This is a genomic window from Microbacterium sp. AB (assembly GCF_032878875.1).
Lineage (GTDB): Bacteria > Actinomycetota > Actinomycetes > Actinomycetales > Microbacteriaceae > Microbacterium > Microbacterium betulae.
Window position 1 is genome coordinate 1,162,827 of record NZ_CP118157.1, and the last position, 16,264, is coordinate 1,179,090.

Consider the following 16,264-nt stretch of genomic DNA (forward strand, 5'->3'; position numbering starts at 1 on the left):
ACAACCGAGAGGACGGGAATCCGCTCATGACGGGAACGGCATCCGCGCCGCTGCTGCGCGTCGACGGGCTGTCCGTGTCGTACGGCCGGACGGAGGTCGTCTCCGACGTCGGGTTCTCCCTCGAGCGCGGCGAGAGCCTCGCGCTCATCGGCGAGTCCGGCTCCGGCAAGTCGACCATCGCGAGATCCGTGCTGCGGCTTCTGCCGGCGGCCACGGGCCGTGCGAGGGGACGCGTCGAGTTCGAGGGACGGGACGTCCTCGCGCTCCCCGAACGGCGGTTCCGGCCGCTGCGCGGCCGATCGCTCGGCTTCGTGCCCCAGGACCCGGCCAACGCGCTGAACGCCGTCCGCACCATCGGATCGCAGGCGAACGAGGCGGCGTCGCTCGCCGGGGGGCTCGATGCGTCCGAACGGCGCCGGCGCATCCTCGACACCTTCGAGCGGGTGGGGCTCGACGACCCCGAGCGCGTCCTCCGCTCCTATCCGCACCAGCTCTCCGGCGGCATGCTGCAGCGCGTCCTCATCGGGCTGGCCGTGCTCCCGGAGCCGGCCCTCATCGTGGCCGACGAGCCGACGAGCGCGCTCGACGTGACCATCCAGAAGCGCATCCTCGACCTGCTGTCCGAGCTGCAGTCGTCCCTCGGCATCGGTCTGCTGCTCATCACGCACGATCTCGCGATCGCGGCGGAGCGGGCGGACGCGCTCGTCGTGCTCAAGGACGGCGTCGTGCAGGAGGCGGGACGCGCCTCGGAGGTCTTCGCCGCGCCGAGCTCGGACTACGCCCGCGCGCTGCAGGCCGATGTGCCCGCGCTCAACCCCGACCGCTACCGCGAGGCGCGCGCTCGGCGTCGCGGCGAGGACGTCGAGCGCATCGCGGTGCGCGGGGCGACGAAGACGTTCGTCGTCGACGGCGCTCCCTTCACCGCCGTCGACGACGTCTCGTTCTCGGTCGCCGCCGGCACGACGCACGCTCTCGTCGGGGAGTCGGGCTCGGGGAAGACGACGACCGTGCGGCTGCTGCTCGGACTCGACCAGCCGGACGCGGGGGAGATCGTCGTGGCGGGGGAGCGCGTCGACGCCCGAAGCGGGTCCGAGCTGCGGACGCCTCGACGCCACCTGCAGCTCGTGTACCAGAACCCGTTCACGTCGCTCGACCCCACCTGGCGCGTCGACCGGATCGTGGGCGAGCCCCTCGACCGCTACCGCGTCGGCGACCGGAGGGAGCGCGAGAGGGCGGTGCGCGAGGCGCTCGCCTCCGTCGGGCTGGCCGACCGTCTGCTGCGCCGTCGGCCGTCCGACCTCTCGGGCGGCCAGCGTCAGCGCGTCGCGATCGCGCGCGCTCTCGTGCTGCGGCCCGACGTCATCGTGCTCGACGAGCCGACCTCGGCGCTCGACGTCAGCGTGCAGGCCGAGATCCTCGACGTGCTCGTCCGGCTGCAGGTCGAGCGCGGCCTGACGTACCTCTTCGTCTCGCACGACCTCGCGCTCGTCCGGCAGGTCGCCGACACGGTGTCGGTGCTGCAACGCGGCCGGATCGTCGAGCACGGCCCGGTGGACCGTGTGCTCACGTCTCCGGAGCAGCCGTACACGCGCGCCCTCATCGAGGCCATCCCCGACCCCGCGGCCCACGCCCGCACCCTGATCGACGCCGGCTGATCCGCATCGGTCCGCACGACAGAAGAAGGAGCATCATGACCAACGACCAGACGCTCGTCGACCGCCCGCGCACGCGGCCCGCCCTCGTCGAGGCGCTCTCCGAGCCGAAGGGGTTCGGCGACCAGACGCTGCGCGACAGGCGTCCCGACGCGATCGAGCTGCTCGGGGGCATCCCCGACCCCGCTGTGCTCCCCGCCGAGGAGATCGCCGCGGCGACCGTGCGCGTGCTCTCCGAGCCCGGCGTCCCCGCGCTGCAGTACTCGCGCACGCCGGGGATCCCCGCGCTGCGCGAGTGGATCGCGGCGCGCGAGGGCGTCCCCTCCTCCCGGGTCCTCGTCACGAACGGCGGGTTCCACGGCCTCTCGCTCGGCATCCAGGCGTTCGTGGAGCGCGGCGCGCTCATCGCCGTCGACAACCCCGTCTTCCCGCTCCTCCTCCGCGGAGCGGAGCTCGCGGACGCGCGGATCCTCCCCGTCCCGGTCGGACGGCACGGCCTCGACGTCGAGCACCTCGGCGACCTGCTGCGCGCGGGCGAGCGCCCGGCGGCCCTCTACACCGTCCCCGACTTCCACAACCCCTCGCAGGGGACGCTGCCCCTCGACGCCCGCGTCGAGCTGGTCCGCCTCGCCGAGCGCTACGGGTTCGTCGTCCTCGCCGACAACCCCTACCGCGAGCTGCGCTTCCGCGGCGAGCCGGTGAGCGCGGAGCCCTTCAACACCTCGAGCCACGTCCTGCACGTGAACACGTTCACCAAGACGCTGGGCCCGGGACTGCGGCTCGGATGGCTCGTGCTGCCGGAGGAGCTCGCCCCCGACGTCCTCGCCCTGCGCACGCGGCAGGACTCCCACAGCTCGACGCTCGTGCAGGCCGTCGTCGCCGAGCTGCTGACCTCCGATCCCGGTCTCTTCGACACGACGCTCGACCGCGCCAGGGCGTTGTACCGCAGCCGGTCCGACGTCTTCGCCGCGGCCCTCGAGCAGGAGGCGCCGGGGGCGTTCGAGATCGATGCGCCCGAGGGAGGCCTGTTCCTCTGGCCGCGCCTGCGCGACGACGCCGTCGACGCCGACCGGCTCGCGACCGACGCGAGCGCCGAGGGGATCGAGTACCAGCGCGGCTCGTTCTTCCCCTCGGGACCGGGCACGGACGCCGGCCGGCGACTGCGGTTCGCCTTCGGGGACAAGGACGAGGACGTCCTGCGCGAGGCGGCCGTGCGCATCGGCCGCGCGCTGCGCCGGCAGACGGGGGGCTGAGCGGCCGGCTCGCCGCCCGTCCGTGGGGGGAAACGCCGCTTTCCCGACCGGGAAAACGACACTTTCCCCCCACAAACGGGAGGAGGCGCGCTCAGCCGCCGGTGAGGATGCGCTCGACGGCGTCGAGCAGCGGATCGTCCGGGGGCTCCAGGCGGACGGTGTCTCCTCGGCGCACGTCGAGGGTCATGAGCGCGATCACGCTGGCGGCGTCGGCCCGCCGCCCGTCCTCCGACACGATCGTCAGGCGCGAGGAGGAGTCCCGCACGCGCTTCGCGATGTCGGCGGCGGGACGCGCGTGGAGACCGAGCGGCGCGGCGACGACGACGCGGCGTCCCGCCGTCACAGCCGGTCGACGAGGTCGCGGACGGCGGCGTCGAGCGCCGACAGCCGCGCCGCCGCGTCCTCCGCCGACTCGCCGCGCACGTCGAGGTACGTCTTCAGCTTCGGCTCGGTGCCGCTCGGGCGCACGATGACGCGCGAGCCGTCGTCGAGCGTGTAGCGCAGGATGTCGCCCGACGGGCCGCGGTCCGCGGGGCGCAGCAGATCCTCCGCGCGGTCCACGGCTCGCCCGCCGAACCTCTCCGGAGGCTGTGCGCGCAGGGCGCCCGTGATCCGGCCGATGACCGAGAGGTCGTCCACGCGGATGGAGACCTGCCCGCTCGCGAAGTGGCCGATCTCGGCCGCGAGCTCCTCCAGCAGTCCGAGGAGCGTCGTGCCGCGCCCTCGCGCCTCGGCGGCGAGGCCGAGCACGGCCACCGCGGCGGAGATGCCATCCTTGTCGCGCACGGTGTCCGGGTTCACGAGGTACCCGAGGGCCTCCTCGAAGCCGTAGACGATGCCCGGGGCGCGCGCGATCCACTTGAAGCCCGTGAGCGTGGTGCGCAGCTCCAGGCCGTGCCGCTCGGCGATGACGCCGAGACCCGGCGAGGAGACGAGGGAGCAGGCGAGCGCGGCGCCGGGGACGCCCCGAGCCGCCTGCGCGGCGCGCCAGCCGAGGAGCAGCCCGATCTCGTTCCCCGTCAGGCGGCGCCATCCGTCCGGCGCCGGCACGCCCACCGCGAGACGGTCGGCGTCGGGGTCGTTCGCGAGGACGAGCTCCGCGCCGGACGCGCGCGCCGTCGCGAAGGACAGGTCCATCGCCCCGGGCTCCTCGGGGTTCGGGAAGGCGACCGTGGGGAACGCCGGATCGGGGTCGATCTGCTCGATCACGGGGGTCGGCGCGGGATAGCCCGCCCGCTCGACGATGCGCGAGAACGTCTCCCAGCCCACGCCGTGCATGGCCGTGTAGACCCACCGCAGTCCCTCCGCGGACGCGGGGGCGGGGGCCACGACCGTCGTCGCGGCGAGGTAGGCGTCGACGATCCCCTCGTCGCCGATCTCGTAGGCGTCCGACCGCGGCAGGTCGGGAACGCGCCGCGCGTCGGCCACCCGCCGGATGTGCGCGGCGATCTCCCCGTCGGCAGGCGAGACGATCTGCGCCCCCTCGTCGGCCCCGCCGAGGTAGACCTTGTAGCCGTTGTCGTTCGGCGGGTTGTGGCTCGCCGTGACCATGACCCCCGCGTCGGCGCCGAGATGGCGCACCGCGAACGCCAGCACGGGCGTCGGCAGGAGGCGGGGGAGCAGCACGGCGCGCAGCCCGGCGCCGGCGAAGAGCTCGGCGGAGTCGCGGGCGAACGCCTCGGAGTTGCGGCGTCCGTCGTACCCGACGACGACCGTGGGCCGCACGCCGTCCGCCGCTCTCGCGGAGAGGTACGCCGCGAAGCCCGCCGCCGCCTGCGCGACGAGCACGCGGTTCATGCGCAGCGGCCCGGCGCCGAGCTCGCCGCGGAGACCGGCCGTGCCGAACGCGAGCCGGCCGGCGAAGCGGGCGGCGAGGTCGGCTGCGGCCCGCGCGTCGCCCCCTGCGGCCGCGTCGACGATCGTCGAGAGCTCCTCCCGCGTCACCGGATCCGGGTCCTGGGCGATCCAGTCCCTCGCCTGCGCGATGACGTCCATCAGAGCCTCCCGACGACCTCGGCGAGGAGGGCCGAGATGCGGCCCTCCGCGGCACGCCCCGCCTCGATGACCTCGGCGTGGCTGAGCGGGTCGGGCGAGATGCCGGCGGCGAGGTTCGTGATGAGGGAGAAGCCGAGCACCTCCATCCCCGCCTCGCGGGCGGCGATGGCCTCGAGGGCCGTCGACATCCCCACGATGTCGCCGCCGATGGCGCGGGCCATCCGCACCTCGGCCGGCGTCTCGTAGTGGGGTCCGCGGAACTGGCAGTACACGCCGCTGTCGAGCGAGGCGTCGACCGACAGCGCGACATCGCGCAGGCGCCGGGAGTACAGATCGGTGAGGTCGACGAAGGTCGCGCCCTCGAGCGGCGAGTCGGCCGTGAGGTTGATGTGGTCGCTGATGAGCACGGGCTGCCCGGCGCGCCAGGTGTCCCTGATCCCGCCGGCGCCGTTGGTGAGGACCATGACCTCCGCCCCGGCCGCGGCGGCCGTGCGCACGCTGTGCACGACGCGGCGGACGCCGTGCCCCTCGTAGTAGTGGGTGCGCGCGCCGATGACGAGCACGTGCGCGCCCGCCGGCGTGCGGACGCTGCGCAGGGTCCCGACGTGGCCCTCGAGCGCCGGCCTCGAGAAGCCCGTGACCTCGGTGGCGGGGACGGACGCGATCGTCTCGCCGATGAGCTCGGCCGCCTTGCCCCAGCCGCTGCCGAGGGTGACGGCGACGTCGTGCCGCTCGACGCCGGTGAGCCGCGCGATGTCCGCGGCGGCGCGGGCGGCGACCTCGAAGGGATCGGCGGGCGGATCGAGCGGGTGGGCGCCTTCCAGAGTCATGGCACGAGCATAACGACCGGCCCCTGTCAGACGGTCGTGCGCCGCTGGGGGAGAATGGGCGCATGGCCTTTGACTTCGAGCGGACCCAGCGCATCGCCATTCTGGGAGGCGGCCCCGGCGGCTACGAGGCGGCGTTCGCAGGCGCCCAGCTCGGCGCCGACGTGACCCTCGTGGAGAGCACGGGCGTCGGGGGCTCCGCCGTCCTCACCGACGTGGTCCCCTCGAAGACCCTCATCGCGACCGCGGACGCGGCGCAGTCGATCGCCGACGCCGGGGAGCTGGGCGTGCAGTTCTACGCCAAGGGCGGCGACGGCAAGCCGCTCAAGCCGGAGGTGGCGATCAACCTCCTGGCGATCAACAAGCGGCTGCTGGCCCTGGCCGGACAGCAGTCGGAGGACATGCGCGCGCAGCTCATCGAGGCCGGCGTCAAGATCATCTCCGGTCACGGCCGTCTCGAGGGCGACGAGGCCATCGTCGTCTCGACGGGCCCCGGCGGCACGGAGTTCGACCGCGTCGAGGCGGACACGATCGTCGTCTCGGTCGGCGCGTCGCCCCGTGAGCTCCCGGCGGCGAAGCCCGACGGGAAGCGCATCCTCACGTGGAAGCAGCTCTACGACATCGACGCGGTCCCCGAGCACCTGGTCGTCGTCGGCTCGGGCGTCACGGGAGCGGAGTTCGCGTCGGCGTACATGAACCTCGGCGCGAAGGTGACGCTCGTCTCGAGCCGCGACCAGGTGCTCCCCGGCGAGGACCAGGACGCCGCCGAGGTGCTCGAGAACGTCTTCACCCGCGGCGGGATGACCGTGCTCGCGAAGGCGCGGGCCGCGAAGGTCGAGAACACGGGAGACCGCGTGACGGTCACGCTGTCGGACGGGCGCGTCGTGGAGGGCTCCCATTGCCTGATGGCGGTCGGATCCGTCGCCAACACGTCGGGCATCGGCCTCGAGGCGGCGGGCGTGCAGATGACCGACGCCGGGAACATCCGCGTCAACAAGGTGGGCCGCACCTCCGTGCCGAACGTCTACGCGGTCGGCGACTGCACGACGATGATGCCGCTCGCCTCCGTCGCCTCCATGCTCGGCCGCACCGCGGTGTTCCATGCGATGGGCGACGTCGCCATCCCGTTCGACCCCCACAAGATCGCCTCGAACATCTTCACGAGCCCCGAGATCGCGACCGTCGGATGGACGCAGCCCTCGGTCGACGACGGATCGGTGCACGCCGAGGTCTACAAGCTCCCCCTGGCCTCGAACGCGCGCGCCAAGATGATGGGGATCAGGGACGGCTTCGTCAAGCTGTTCGCCCACGAGGGCTCGGGGACGATCGTCGGCGGCGTGATCGTCGCCCCCAAGGCGTCGGAGCTCATCTACCCGATCTCGATCGCCGTCGAGCGCCGGCTCACGGTCGACCAGGTCGCGCGCGTGTTCGCGGCCTACCCCTCGCTCGCGGGCTCGATCACGGACGCGGCCCGCGCGTTGCACCACGTCGACCCCCGCGGCTGACGCGGGAGGCGGTCAGGCGATCAGCAGGAGCCGGTGGCCTGCGCCCACGGTGGCGCCGGGTGACGCGTCGATCCCGCCGATGCGCCCGTCCTTGTGCGCGTGCAGCGGCTGCTCCATCTTCATCGCCTCGAGCACGACGACGAGGTCGCCCTTGACGACCTGCTGACCCTCCTCGACGGCCACCTTCACGACGGTCGCCTGCATGGGAGAGGTCAGCGCATCGCCCGAGGCTCCCGCGGTGGCGGCGCCGGGCGCGTGGCTGCGGCGCGACGGCGGCACGGCCGCCGGACGGCCGGCCGCGCCCTCGGGCGCGGTGACGCGGTCGGGGATGCTCACCTCGAGCCGCTTGCCGTTCACCTCGACGACGACCGTGTGGCGCGGCTGCTCGGGGCGGGGGGCCGCCAGCTCGCCGTCCCACGGCGGGATGTCGTTGTCGAACTCCGTCTCGATCCAGCGGGTGTACACGCCGAACACGCCGTCTCCGGCCGTGAACGCCGGGTCGCGGACGACCTTGCGATGGAACGGCAGCACGGTGGGCATGCCGGCGACCTCGAACTCGTCGAGCGCGCGGCGCGACCGCTCCAGCGCCTCCTCGCGCGTGCGGCCCGTGACGACGATCTTCGCCAGCAGCGAGTCGAAGGCGCCGGACACCTCGTCGCCGGCGGTCACGCCGGAGTCGAGGCGGATGCCGGGGCCGCCGAAGGTCTTGAAGACGTTGATCGGGCCGGGCTGGGGCAGGAATCCGCGGCCGGGGTCCTCGCCGTTGATGCGGAACTCGAACGAGTGCCCCTGCGGCTGCGGGTCGTCGTACCCCAGCGTGCCGCCCGCGGCGATGCGGAACTGCTCGCGCACGAGGTCGATGCCCGTCACCTCCTCGGAGACGGGGTGCTCGACCTGCAGGCGCGTGTTCACCTCGAGGAACGAGATCGTGCCGTCCGCGCCGATGAGGAACTCGCAGGTTCCGGCGCCCGTGTAGCCGACCTCGCGCAGGATGGCCTTCGACGCGCTGTACAGGACGGCGTTCTGCGCGTCGGTGAGGAACGGCGCCGGGGCCTCCTCGACGAGCTTCTGGTGGCGACGCTGGAGCGAGCAGTCGCGCGTGGACACGACGACGACGTTGCCCTCCGCATCGGCGAGGCACTGGGTCTCGACGTGCCGGGGCCTGTCGAGGTACTTCTCGACGAAGCACTCGCCGCGGCCGAACGCCGCGATCGCCTCGCGCGTGGCCGAGTCGAACATCTCGGGGATCTCGTCGACGGTGCGGGCCACCTTCAGCCCGCGTCCTCCTCCGCCGTAGGCGGCCTTGATCGCGATGGGGAGCCCGGCCGTCTCGGCGAACGCGACGACCTCCTCCGCCGTGTCGACGGGGCCGGGGGTGCCGGGCGCGAGGGGAGCGCCGACCTTCTCGGCGACGTGGCGCGCCGTGACCTTGTCGCCGAGTGCCTCGATCGCCTCGGGCGACGGCCCGATCCAGACGAGTCCCGCCTCCTGGACGGCGCGGGCGAAGCCGGCGTTCTCGGCGAGGAACCCGTAGCCGGGATGGACGGCGTCGGCTCCGGCGCGGCGGGCGACGGAGAGGATCTTCTCGATGTGCAGGTAGGTCTCGGCGCTCGTGGACCCTTCGAGCGCGTACGCCTCGTCGGCGAGGCGGGTGTGGAGGGCGTCTCGATCCTGGTCCGCGTAGACGGCGACGGAGGCGATCCCGGAGTCGCGGGCTGCGCGGGCGATGCGGACGGCGATCTCGCCGCGGTTCGCGATGAGCACCTTGGCGATGGCAGGCATGGCTTCCAGACTAGTCAGGAGGGCGGGCTGGCTTTTGCGTGACCCTCACAAACTGCGTCGAGGAACATGCACTGATGTCTACGAGTCGTCCGCTGCGCCTGCGGCGCACGATTCAGTCCGGGATGCGGTTCCACAGCGAGGGCCAGGGCACGCCGAGCTCGCGCACGAGGCGTCGCAGCGTCGAGAGCGACATGCCGACGACCGTCGACGGGTCGCCCTCGATGCGCTCGATGAACGCGCCTCCCAGGCTGTCGACGGTGAACGCGCCCGCCACCAGCAGCGGCTCGCCGGTCGCGACGTACGCGGCGATCTCCGCCTCGGAGACGTCGGCGGCGAAGGAGACCGAGGCCTCGGCCGTGGCGTGCGCCTCGACGGGCGGCCATCCCTCGCGCACGCGGAAGACGCTGTGGCCCGAGTGGAGCACGCCCGTCCGTCCGCGCATGTCCCGCCAGCGGGCGGTCGCGGCCTCCGCGGTGTGCGGCTTGCCGAAGATCTCGCCGTCGAGCGCGAACATCGAGTCGCCGCCGACGACGACGCCGTCGAAGCCGGGATGCTCGGCGCCCACCCGCTCCGCGACGTCCGACGCCTTGCGCCGGGCGAGGAGACGCACGTGCTCATGCGGCGGGAGGACGCGCCCCTCGCGCCGCTCCTCCTCGGCGATCACGGCGTCCTCGTCGACCTCGGGCGCGAGGACGTGCGGCTCGACCCCCGCCTGCCGGAGAAGCATGAGGCGTGCGGGGGACGTCGAGGCGAGGCAGACCTGCATGACTCCACGCTAGGCGATCCGACGGGATGGGATGGGACGATGGAGGGATGCAGAGCGAAGACGTCCTCGAGCTCGAGGTGACAGGGATCGCGCACGGCGGCGTGTTCGTGGCGCGGCACGAGGGGCGGGTCGTCTTCGTCCCCGACGCGGTCCCCGGCGAACGCATCCGCGCCAGGGTCGTGGAGGTGAAGAAGAGCTTCGCGCGCGCCGAGGCGCTCGACGTCCTCGACGCGTCGCCGCACCGGCGGGCGCACGTCTGGCGCGAGGCGGACATCGAGCGCGCGCCCGCGGACCGCGTCGGAGGCGCCGACCTGGGGCACATCGAGCTCTCCCATCAGCGCGCGCTCAAGCTCCGGGTGCTGGAGGAGGCGTTCGAGCGCTTCGCCGGCGGCGGGGTCGAGGCATCGATCGAGGCCCCGGCGCTCGACGGCGAGCTCGAGACCGGCGACGGCACCCGCTGGCGCACGCGCGTGGGCCTACACGTCGACGACGAGGGACGCGTCGGCCCGTTCGCCGCGCGCAGTCACCGGGTCGTCGACGTCGGCTCGCATCCGCTCGCCACGGCGTCCATCGAGGCCGCTGCTCTGGCGCTGGGCCGTGAGCGGGAGGGGCGCATCGATCTCGTGCAGCCCTCCGACGGAGAGGTCCGCGTCATCAGGCGGCCCGAGCGCCTGCGCCGCGGTCGTCTCCGCCCGCCGGCGCGGCCCGAGCCCGAGCCGGTGATCGAGAGGGTCGGCGACCGCGCCTTCCGCGTGGACGCCGAGGGCTTCTGGCAGGTGCACCGGCTCGCCGCGGGCGTGCTGCACCGGGCCGTGCGCGAGCGCCTTCGCGACATCGCGCCGGGGGGAGTCGCCGCAGACGCCTGGCACCTCGACCTCTACGGCGGGGTGGGGCTCTTCGCCGACGCCATCGCCTCGTCGGCGGACGGCGACGTCCGCGTCACCACGGTCGAGTCGTCGGCGCGGGCGACCCGCCACGCGCAGGAGAACCTCGAGCGCCATCCCCGTGCGGAGGCGGTGACGGCTCGCGCGGAACGATGGCTCGCCGGCGTCGCCGCGCACGCCGACGCGGCCGACAGGGCCGCCATCCGCCGCGGCGTCACGCTGCTCGATCCGCCTCGGGCGGGAGCGGGACGCGAGGTCGTCGACGGGGTCGCCGAGCTCGGCCCGGAGGCCGTCGTCTACGTCGCGTGCGACCCGGTCGCCCTCGCGCGCGACGTGGGGCTCTTCCGCGCCCACGGCTACACGACCGACCGCGTCAGGGCGTTCGACCTCTTCCCGAACTCGCATCACTCCGAGGCGATCGCGGTGCTCCGGCGCGCGTGACGCCGTGCCGCGTCCCGTTAGGCTTCTCGGCATGACACGCGTGGCGCTGATCGACGATCACGAGTCGGTCAGGCTCGGCCTGGAGGCGGTGCTCGAGCGCGAGGGATACGACACCGCGTTCAGCGGAGCATCCGTGTCGGCCTACCTGAGCTGGCGCGCCGCGCACGGCCCGGCCCCCGTCGACGTCGTGCTGCTCGACCTCACGCTCGGCGACGGCTCGACCGTCGCCGAGAACGTCATCCGCCTCACGTACGAGTCGTCCGTGATCATCCACTCCGTCGCCGACCGGCCGGCGGCCGTCCGGGAGGCCCTGGCCGCCGGCGCGGCGGGAGTGGTGAGCAAGTCGTCGCCGCTCGAGGAGGTGCTCGCGGCGGTCCGCACCGTCGCCGACGGGGAGCCGCTCAACAACGTCGAGTGGGCGAGCGCCGTGGAGAGCGACAGGGAGTTCGCGGACGCGCAGCTCGCGGTGCGCGAGCGAGAGGTGCTGCGGCTCTACGCCGCCGGGCTGCCGTTGAAGGCCGTGGCCGAGCGGCTCGGGATCGCCTACTCCACCGCCAAGGAGAACATCACGCGCATCCGCGTCAAGTACACCGACGTCGGGCGCCCCGCGCCGACCAAGATCGACCTGCTGCGCCGCGCGATCGAGGACGGCATCGTCGAGTCGCCATCGGACGGATAGGCGCATGCCGGCCGCAGCGCGCGACTCCGCCCCGTTCCTCGCCGGACAGGAGGCCGTCGCGGAGGCGTGGAGGCACGTCCTCCCACGGTCGGGGGTGCCGGCGGCCCTCGGACGCGGGTTCGCCGCGGCGCGCGTGGAGCGGATCCTCCAGGTCGCCCTCGCGCTGGCGTCGCTGCTCGTGGGAGTCCAGTCGTTCCTGACGGCGACGGCGTCGGACCTCCAGCCGCCCGTGCGGGCCGTGCTGACGATGGTCGTCTTCGCCTCGCTGGCGGCGATGATCGTGCTCTGCACGCTCGGACGGGCCGTGCGCGTCGGATGCGCCGTGTTCGCGGTGACGTTCCCGGTCGCGCTCCTGCTCCTGTGGCCGCTGCCGGAGCCGCGGCACGTGCCGACGGGCGGTCCGTGGACGCTCACCCTCATCAACGTCGCGCCCGCCGCGGCGACGATGGTCTTCCCGCTGGCGTGGCAGATCGTCTGGGCGATCGGCGTCCCGCTGATCTTCGGGCTCGTCAGGCTCACCCGCGACGGCCACACGGCGTCGGATCTGCTCGCCTCGCTGTACGACATCTCGCTCGCGCTCATCCTGGGCGTCATCGTGATCGTGCTCATCTGGACGTTCCGCAGCCTCGCCGCGGGCGTGGACGCCGCGCGCGACGCGGCGATCTCCGAGTACTCGCGGGCCGCCTCGGCGGAGGCGTCCGAGCAGGAGCGCGTCGAGGTCGCCGCCCTCATGCACGACAGCGTGCTCGCCGCCCTCCTCGCGGCGGGGCGAGCGCACTCCGAGCGGGAACGGCAGCTCGCCGTCTCGATGGCACGCGAGGCGCTCACCCGGCTCGCCAACGCGGAGACCGACGAGCCGTGGGGAAGCGACGAGCCCGTCACATCGGAGTGGATCCGCTCGGAGGTGCGGGCGCAGGCCCGCGCGCTCGGCACGGCGCTCGCCGTCGACGGGCGCGGCCCCGTCGTGCAGGACATCCCGGGCCGGGCCGCACGCGCTCTCGTCCTCGCCGCCACGCAGGCCGTCGCCAACGCGATCCAGCACGCCGGCGGAGCCGGGCTCGCCGTGCGCGTCGCCGCGAGCGGTCCCGGCGTCGAGGTCGTGATCTCCGACGAGGGCGACGGGGTCGACCTCGCGGCGATCCCGCCCGACCGGCTCGGCATCCGCGCATCGATCTTCGCCCGTGTCGCCGCCGTCGGCGGCAGCGCGCACGTCGACGCCGACGGGTCCGGCACCGTCGTGACGCTGACCTGGCCGGCCTCCGGCGAGGAGGCTCTCCGCGCCTTCCCCGGCGGAGAGGGCCGGGGATGAAGGTCCGTGCGGTCCTGACCCTCGTCGCGGTGGCGTTCTCCTGCTACCTCGCCGCGCGGGGCGCGTTCCCCGCGGAGCCGGTCGAGCGGCCGCTCGTGCTCGCCCTCGGGGTGGCGCTCTCCCTCGCGGCCACCGCGCTCGTCCTCGCCGTTCCCCCTCCGGCGGCCGACGGGCGTCGCGGTGCGCCCCTGCCGGCCTGGGCCGCGATCGTCGCCGTGGCGGTGTCCGCGGCGCTGCCGTGGATCGTCTCGGCGTCGACGAGCCCGGCCGAGGACGGCGCGCCCCACGTCACCTGGTACATCGGGGCCGTGGGCTCGCTCATGACGATCGTCGCGGTGCGCCGCCGCGCCGCGTGGGCGTGGACGGGGATCGTCGTCCTCGCCGTCTGCTCGTCCGTCCTCCTCGGCGTGCCCGGCGCGCTGGCGCTGGGCCTGGTCGGCTCCACGGTCTGGGTGGGCGTCGGCCAGCTCATGCAGCTCTTCACCGACAGGGCGTACGACGACACGGTGAAGCTCGCGAGCCTCCAGCAGGCGTCGGCCGCGTGGCAGTCGACGCAGACCGTCCGGCGCCGCGAACGCCGCGAGCGCGTGCAGTACGCGTTGCAGGTCGCCGCGCCCGTGCTGACCCAGGTGATCGCCTCGCACGGTGCGCTCACGGAGGCGGACCGCGCGCGGGCCCGGCGCGCCGAGGGCACGCTGCGCGACGAGCTGCGGGGAGCACGGCTCCTCGACGACGACGTGCGGAGGGCGATCGCGGCGCTCCGCGAGGGCGGTGCGAGCGTGACCGTGCTCGACGAGGGCGGCGTGGACGATCTCGACGAGGACGCCCTCGCGATCGTCCGCGCCGAGCTCGCGACGACGCTGCGCTCGACCGCCGCGCCGCGGCTCATCGTCCGCACCGCGGCCCAGCCCGGCGTCGCGGTGACGGTCGTGGGCCGTTCGGCGGCCGGCACGGGGCTGCCCGACGAGGACGCGGTCGCGCTCTGGCACGAGATCCCGCGGCCGACGGCGTGAGGGCGAGGAAAGGGCCGGGGGTGATGTCTCACCCCCGGCCGGTGTGGACGGTTACCCGAAAACCGTCCACGTGAGCCGCCAGACCATCCACCTACCCTGGAGTGGATGTGCGGCCAACGCACAAGCGTTTCCATATCGAGTGTAGAAAGACCGCGCCCTCCGTGTCTGTAGGTATTTCGGGGGACAAGGACCTCGGGCGTGTCACCCGCGGAAGCGCCCCCACGCGCCGCGCGCGAGCGGGCGCCGCAGCCGTCGCGAGCGCGCCCAGTCCGCCGTGGCCGGAGGGTCCTCGACGACGGCGGTGGCCGTCTCGACGGAGTACGCCTCCGAGACGACGGCGATGAGCGCGGCGAGCTCCTCCGCCGTGGGCGTTCCGCGCACGACGTCGACGCGGGGGATGTCGTTCTGGTCGGTCATGAGGCCCCCTAGAGCGGGATGTTGCCGTGCTTCTTCGGCGGCAGCTCGGCCCGCTTGCCGCGCAGCGACCGCAGCGCCTTCGCGATCGCCACGCGTGTCGCGGCGGGCTCGATGACCCCGTCGAGCTCCCCGCGCTCCGCGGCGAGGAAGGGGCTCGCGACGTTGTAGGTGTACTCGTTGGCGAGGCGGGTGCGCACGGCGGCGACGTCCTCGCCCGCCTCCTCGGCCTTGCGGAGCTCGCCGCGGTAGAGGATGTTCACGGCGCCCTGCCCGCCCATCACCGCGATCTCGGCGGTCGGCCAGGCGAGGTTGACGTCGGCGCCGAGCTGCTTCGACCCCATGACGATGTACGCGCCGCCGTACGCCTTGCGGAGGATCACGGTGACGAGCGGGACCGTGGCCTCGGCGTAGGCGTAGAGGAGCTTCGCGCCGCGGCGGATGACGCCCGTCCACTCCTGGTCTGTTCCCGGGAGGTAGCCGGGCACGTCGACGAGGGTGACGATCGGGATCGAGAACGCGTCGCAGAAGCGGACGAAGCGCGAGGCCTTCTCTCCCGCCTCGATGTTGAGCGTGCCGGCCATCTGCGAGGGCTGGTTGGCGATGATGCCGACCGTGCGGCCCTCGACCCGCCCGAAGCCGACGACGATGTTCGGCGCGAACAGGGGCTGGACCTCGAGGAAGTCGCCGTCGTCGACCGTGCGCGCGATGACCTCGTGGACGTCGTACGGCTGGTTCGCGGAGTCGGGGACGAGGGCGTTGAGCTGCCGGTCGGAGTCGGTCGTCTCGAACTCGAACGCCGACTCGTAGGCCGGCGCGTCGGCCATGTTGTTGTCGGGCAGGAAGCTCAGGAGCGTGCGGGCGTAGTCGAGCGCGTCGTCCTCGTCCTCCGCGAGGTAGTGCGCCACCCCCGAGCGGGTGTTGTGCGTGCGCGCGCCGCCCAGCTCCTCCATGCCGACGTCCTCGCCCGTGACGGTCTTGATGACGTCGGGGCCCGTGACGAACATCTGGCTCGTCTTGTCGACCATGATGACGAAGTCGGTGAGCGCGGGGGAGTAGACCGCGCCGCCCGCTGCCGGCCCCATGATGAGGGAGATCTGCGGGATGACGCCGGAGGCCGCGGTGTTCAGGCGGAAGATCTCGCCGTACTTGCCGAGGGCGACGACGCCCTCCTGGATGCGCGCCCCGCCCGAGTCGAGGATGCCGATGATCGGCATGCCCCCGCGCAGGGCGAACTCCATGATCTTGACGATCTTCTCGCCCGCGACCTCGCCGAGCGAGCCGCCGAAGGTGGAGAAGTCCTGCGCATACACGGCGACCGTGCGGCCGTGGATGGTGCCGGTGCCCGTGACGACCGAGTCGCCGTAGGGGCGCGCCCTCTCCATCCCGAACGCCGTCGTGCGGTGGCGCACGTACTCGTCGAACTCGACGAACGAGCCCTGATCGACGAGGAGGCCGATGCGCTCCCGCGCGGTGAGCTTGTCCTTGGCGTGCTGCTTCTCCTGCGCCCTCGCCTCGGCCTGGAGGACGGCCTCGTCGTAGCGGGCGCGCAGGTCGGCGATCTTGCCCTGGGTCGTGGACATGTCGGGTTCGGTCACGCGTTCCACCCTAGCCGCGGGCACGGTCATCGCCTTGGCGGGCACACACAACGCCGTGCGCGAACCTGTGTGCGCGGCCGACGAGGTCTCGCCCTCCCTCGAGGCTCCGCACGCCCGCTGGACGCATCCGCTCGCCGGTCTCCGGG

General features: G+C 73.5%; 14 protein-coding genes. 7 read left to right on the plus strand and 7 right to left on the minus strand.

Going from position 1 to position 16,264, the window contains the following annotated elements:
• The first annotated feature begins 26 nt into the window (after positions 1 to 26).
• Complete coding sequence (locus N8K70_RS05580; protein ID WP_317140615.1) at positions 27 to 1,655, plus strand: ABC transporter ATP-binding protein; 1,629 nt, start codon at positions 27 to 29, stop codon at positions 1,653 to 1,655.
• 35 nt (positions 1,656 to 1,690) lie between these two features.
• Positions 1,691 to 2,905 carry an aminotransferase-like domain-containing protein gene (locus N8K70_RS05585; RefSeq protein WP_317140616.1) on the plus strand — a complete coding sequence of 405 codons (1,215 nt, stop codon included), beginning with the start codon at positions 1,691 to 1,693 and terminating at the stop codon, positions 2,903 to 2,905.
• Positions 2,906 to 2,996: 91 nt separating this feature from the next.
• On the opposite strand, the gene N8K70_RS05590 is transcribed toward N8K70_RS05585, so the two are convergent.
• The 3 genes from N8K70_RS05590 to N8K70_RS05600 are packed head-to-tail and all read right to left on the minus strand — an operon-like array spanning position 2,997 to position 5,730.
• Complete coding sequence (locus N8K70_RS05590) at positions 2,997 to 3,248, minus strand: HPr family phosphocarrier protein (RefSeq protein ID WP_317140617.1); 252 nt, start codon at positions 3,246 to 3,248, stop codon at positions 2,997 to 2,999.
• Positions 3,245 to 4,900 (minus strand): phospho-sugar mutase, encoded by a 1,656-nt coding sequence (locus N8K70_RS05595; RefSeq protein WP_317140618.1) that lies wholly within the window; start codon positions 4,898 to 4,900, stop codon positions 3,245 to 3,247. Before N8K70_RS05595 ends, N8K70_RS05590 begins: the two co-directional genes overlap by 4 nt.
• Positions 4,900 to 5,730: a purine-nucleoside phosphorylase gene (locus tag N8K70_RS05600; protein ID WP_317140619.1), complete on the minus strand. Its 831-nt coding sequence runs from the start codon at positions 5,728 to 5,730 to the stop codon at positions 4,900 to 4,902. The genes N8K70_RS05595 and N8K70_RS05600 overlap by 1 nt, the downstream gene beginning before the upstream one ends.
• 62 nt (positions 5,731 to 5,792) lie before the next feature.
• Here N8K70_RS05600 and N8K70_RS05605 point away from each other — a divergent pair, with 62 nt between their 5' ends.
• Positions 5,793 to 7,232 carry an NAD(P)H-quinone dehydrogenase gene (locus N8K70_RS05605; RefSeq protein WP_317140620.1) on the plus strand — a complete coding sequence of 480 codons (1,440 nt, stop codon included), beginning with the start codon at positions 5,793 to 5,795 and terminating at the stop codon, positions 7,230 to 7,232.
• A 12-nt stretch (positions 7,233 to 7,244) separates the two neighbouring features.
• Here the strand turns inward: N8K70_RS05605 and N8K70_RS05610 are convergent, their stop codons facing one another.
• Both N8K70_RS05610 and N8K70_RS05615 read right to left on the minus strand, forming a co-directional pair.
• Positions 7,245 to 9,014, minus strand: coding sequence for an acetyl/propionyl/methylcrotonyl-CoA carboxylase subunit alpha (locus N8K70_RS05610; RefSeq protein WP_317140621.1), 1,770 nt, complete (start codon positions 9,012 to 9,014; stop codon positions 7,245 to 7,247).
• 112 nt (positions 9,015 to 9,126) lie between these two features.
• Entirely contained in the window at positions 9,127 to 9,780 is a 654-nt protein-coding gene (locus tag N8K70_RS05615) for a Maf family protein (RefSeq protein WP_317140622.1), read from the minus strand.
• A 47-nt stretch (positions 9,781 to 9,827) separates the two neighbouring features.
• Here N8K70_RS05615 and N8K70_RS05620 point away from each other — a divergent pair, with 47 nt between their 5' ends.
• Genes N8K70_RS05620 through N8K70_RS05635 form a run of 4 tightly spaced genes read left to right on the plus strand, consistent with a single transcriptional unit; the run spans position 9,828 to position 14,106 of the window.
• Complete coding sequence (locus N8K70_RS05620; RefSeq protein ID WP_317140623.1) at positions 9,828 to 11,105, plus strand: class I SAM-dependent RNA methyltransferase; 1,278 nt, start codon at positions 9,828 to 9,830, stop codon at positions 11,103 to 11,105.
• Positions 11,106 to 11,136: 31 nt separating this feature from the next.
• Positions 11,137 to 11,784, plus strand: a complete 648-nt coding sequence (locus N8K70_RS05625) for a response regulator transcription factor (protein WP_317140624.1) — start codon at positions 11,137 to 11,139, stop codon at positions 11,782 to 11,784.
• 4 nt (positions 11,785 to 11,788) lie between these two features.
• On the plus strand, positions 11,789 to 13,093 hold the full coding sequence (locus tag N8K70_RS05630; RefSeq protein ID WP_317140625.1) for a sensor histidine kinase: 1,305 nt from the start codon (positions 11,789 to 11,791) through the stop codon (positions 13,091 to 13,093).
• A complete protein-coding gene (locus N8K70_RS05635) occupies positions 13,090 to 14,106 on the plus strand; it encodes a hypothetical protein (RefSeq protein ID WP_317140626.1) in 1,017 nt (338 codons plus the stop codon). The genes N8K70_RS05630 and N8K70_RS05635 overlap by 4 nt, the downstream gene beginning before the upstream one ends.
• Before the next feature lie 201 nt (positions 14,107 to 14,307).
• On the opposite strand, the gene N8K70_RS05640 is transcribed toward N8K70_RS05635, so the two are convergent.
• Together N8K70_RS05640 and N8K70_RS05645 are read right to left on the minus strand one after the other, a co-directional pair.
• Positions 14,308 to 14,523 (minus strand): acyl-CoA carboxylase subunit epsilon, encoded by a 216-nt coding sequence (locus N8K70_RS05640; RefSeq protein WP_317140627.1) that lies wholly within the window; start codon positions 14,521 to 14,523, stop codon positions 14,308 to 14,310.
• 8 nt (positions 14,524 to 14,531) lie between these two features.
• Positions 14,532 to 16,148, minus strand: a complete 1,617-nt coding sequence (locus N8K70_RS05645; protein ID WP_317141176.1) for an acyl-CoA carboxylase subunit beta — start codon at positions 16,146 to 16,148, stop codon at positions 14,532 to 14,534.
• Positions 16,149 to 16,264: the final 116 nt, after the last annotated feature.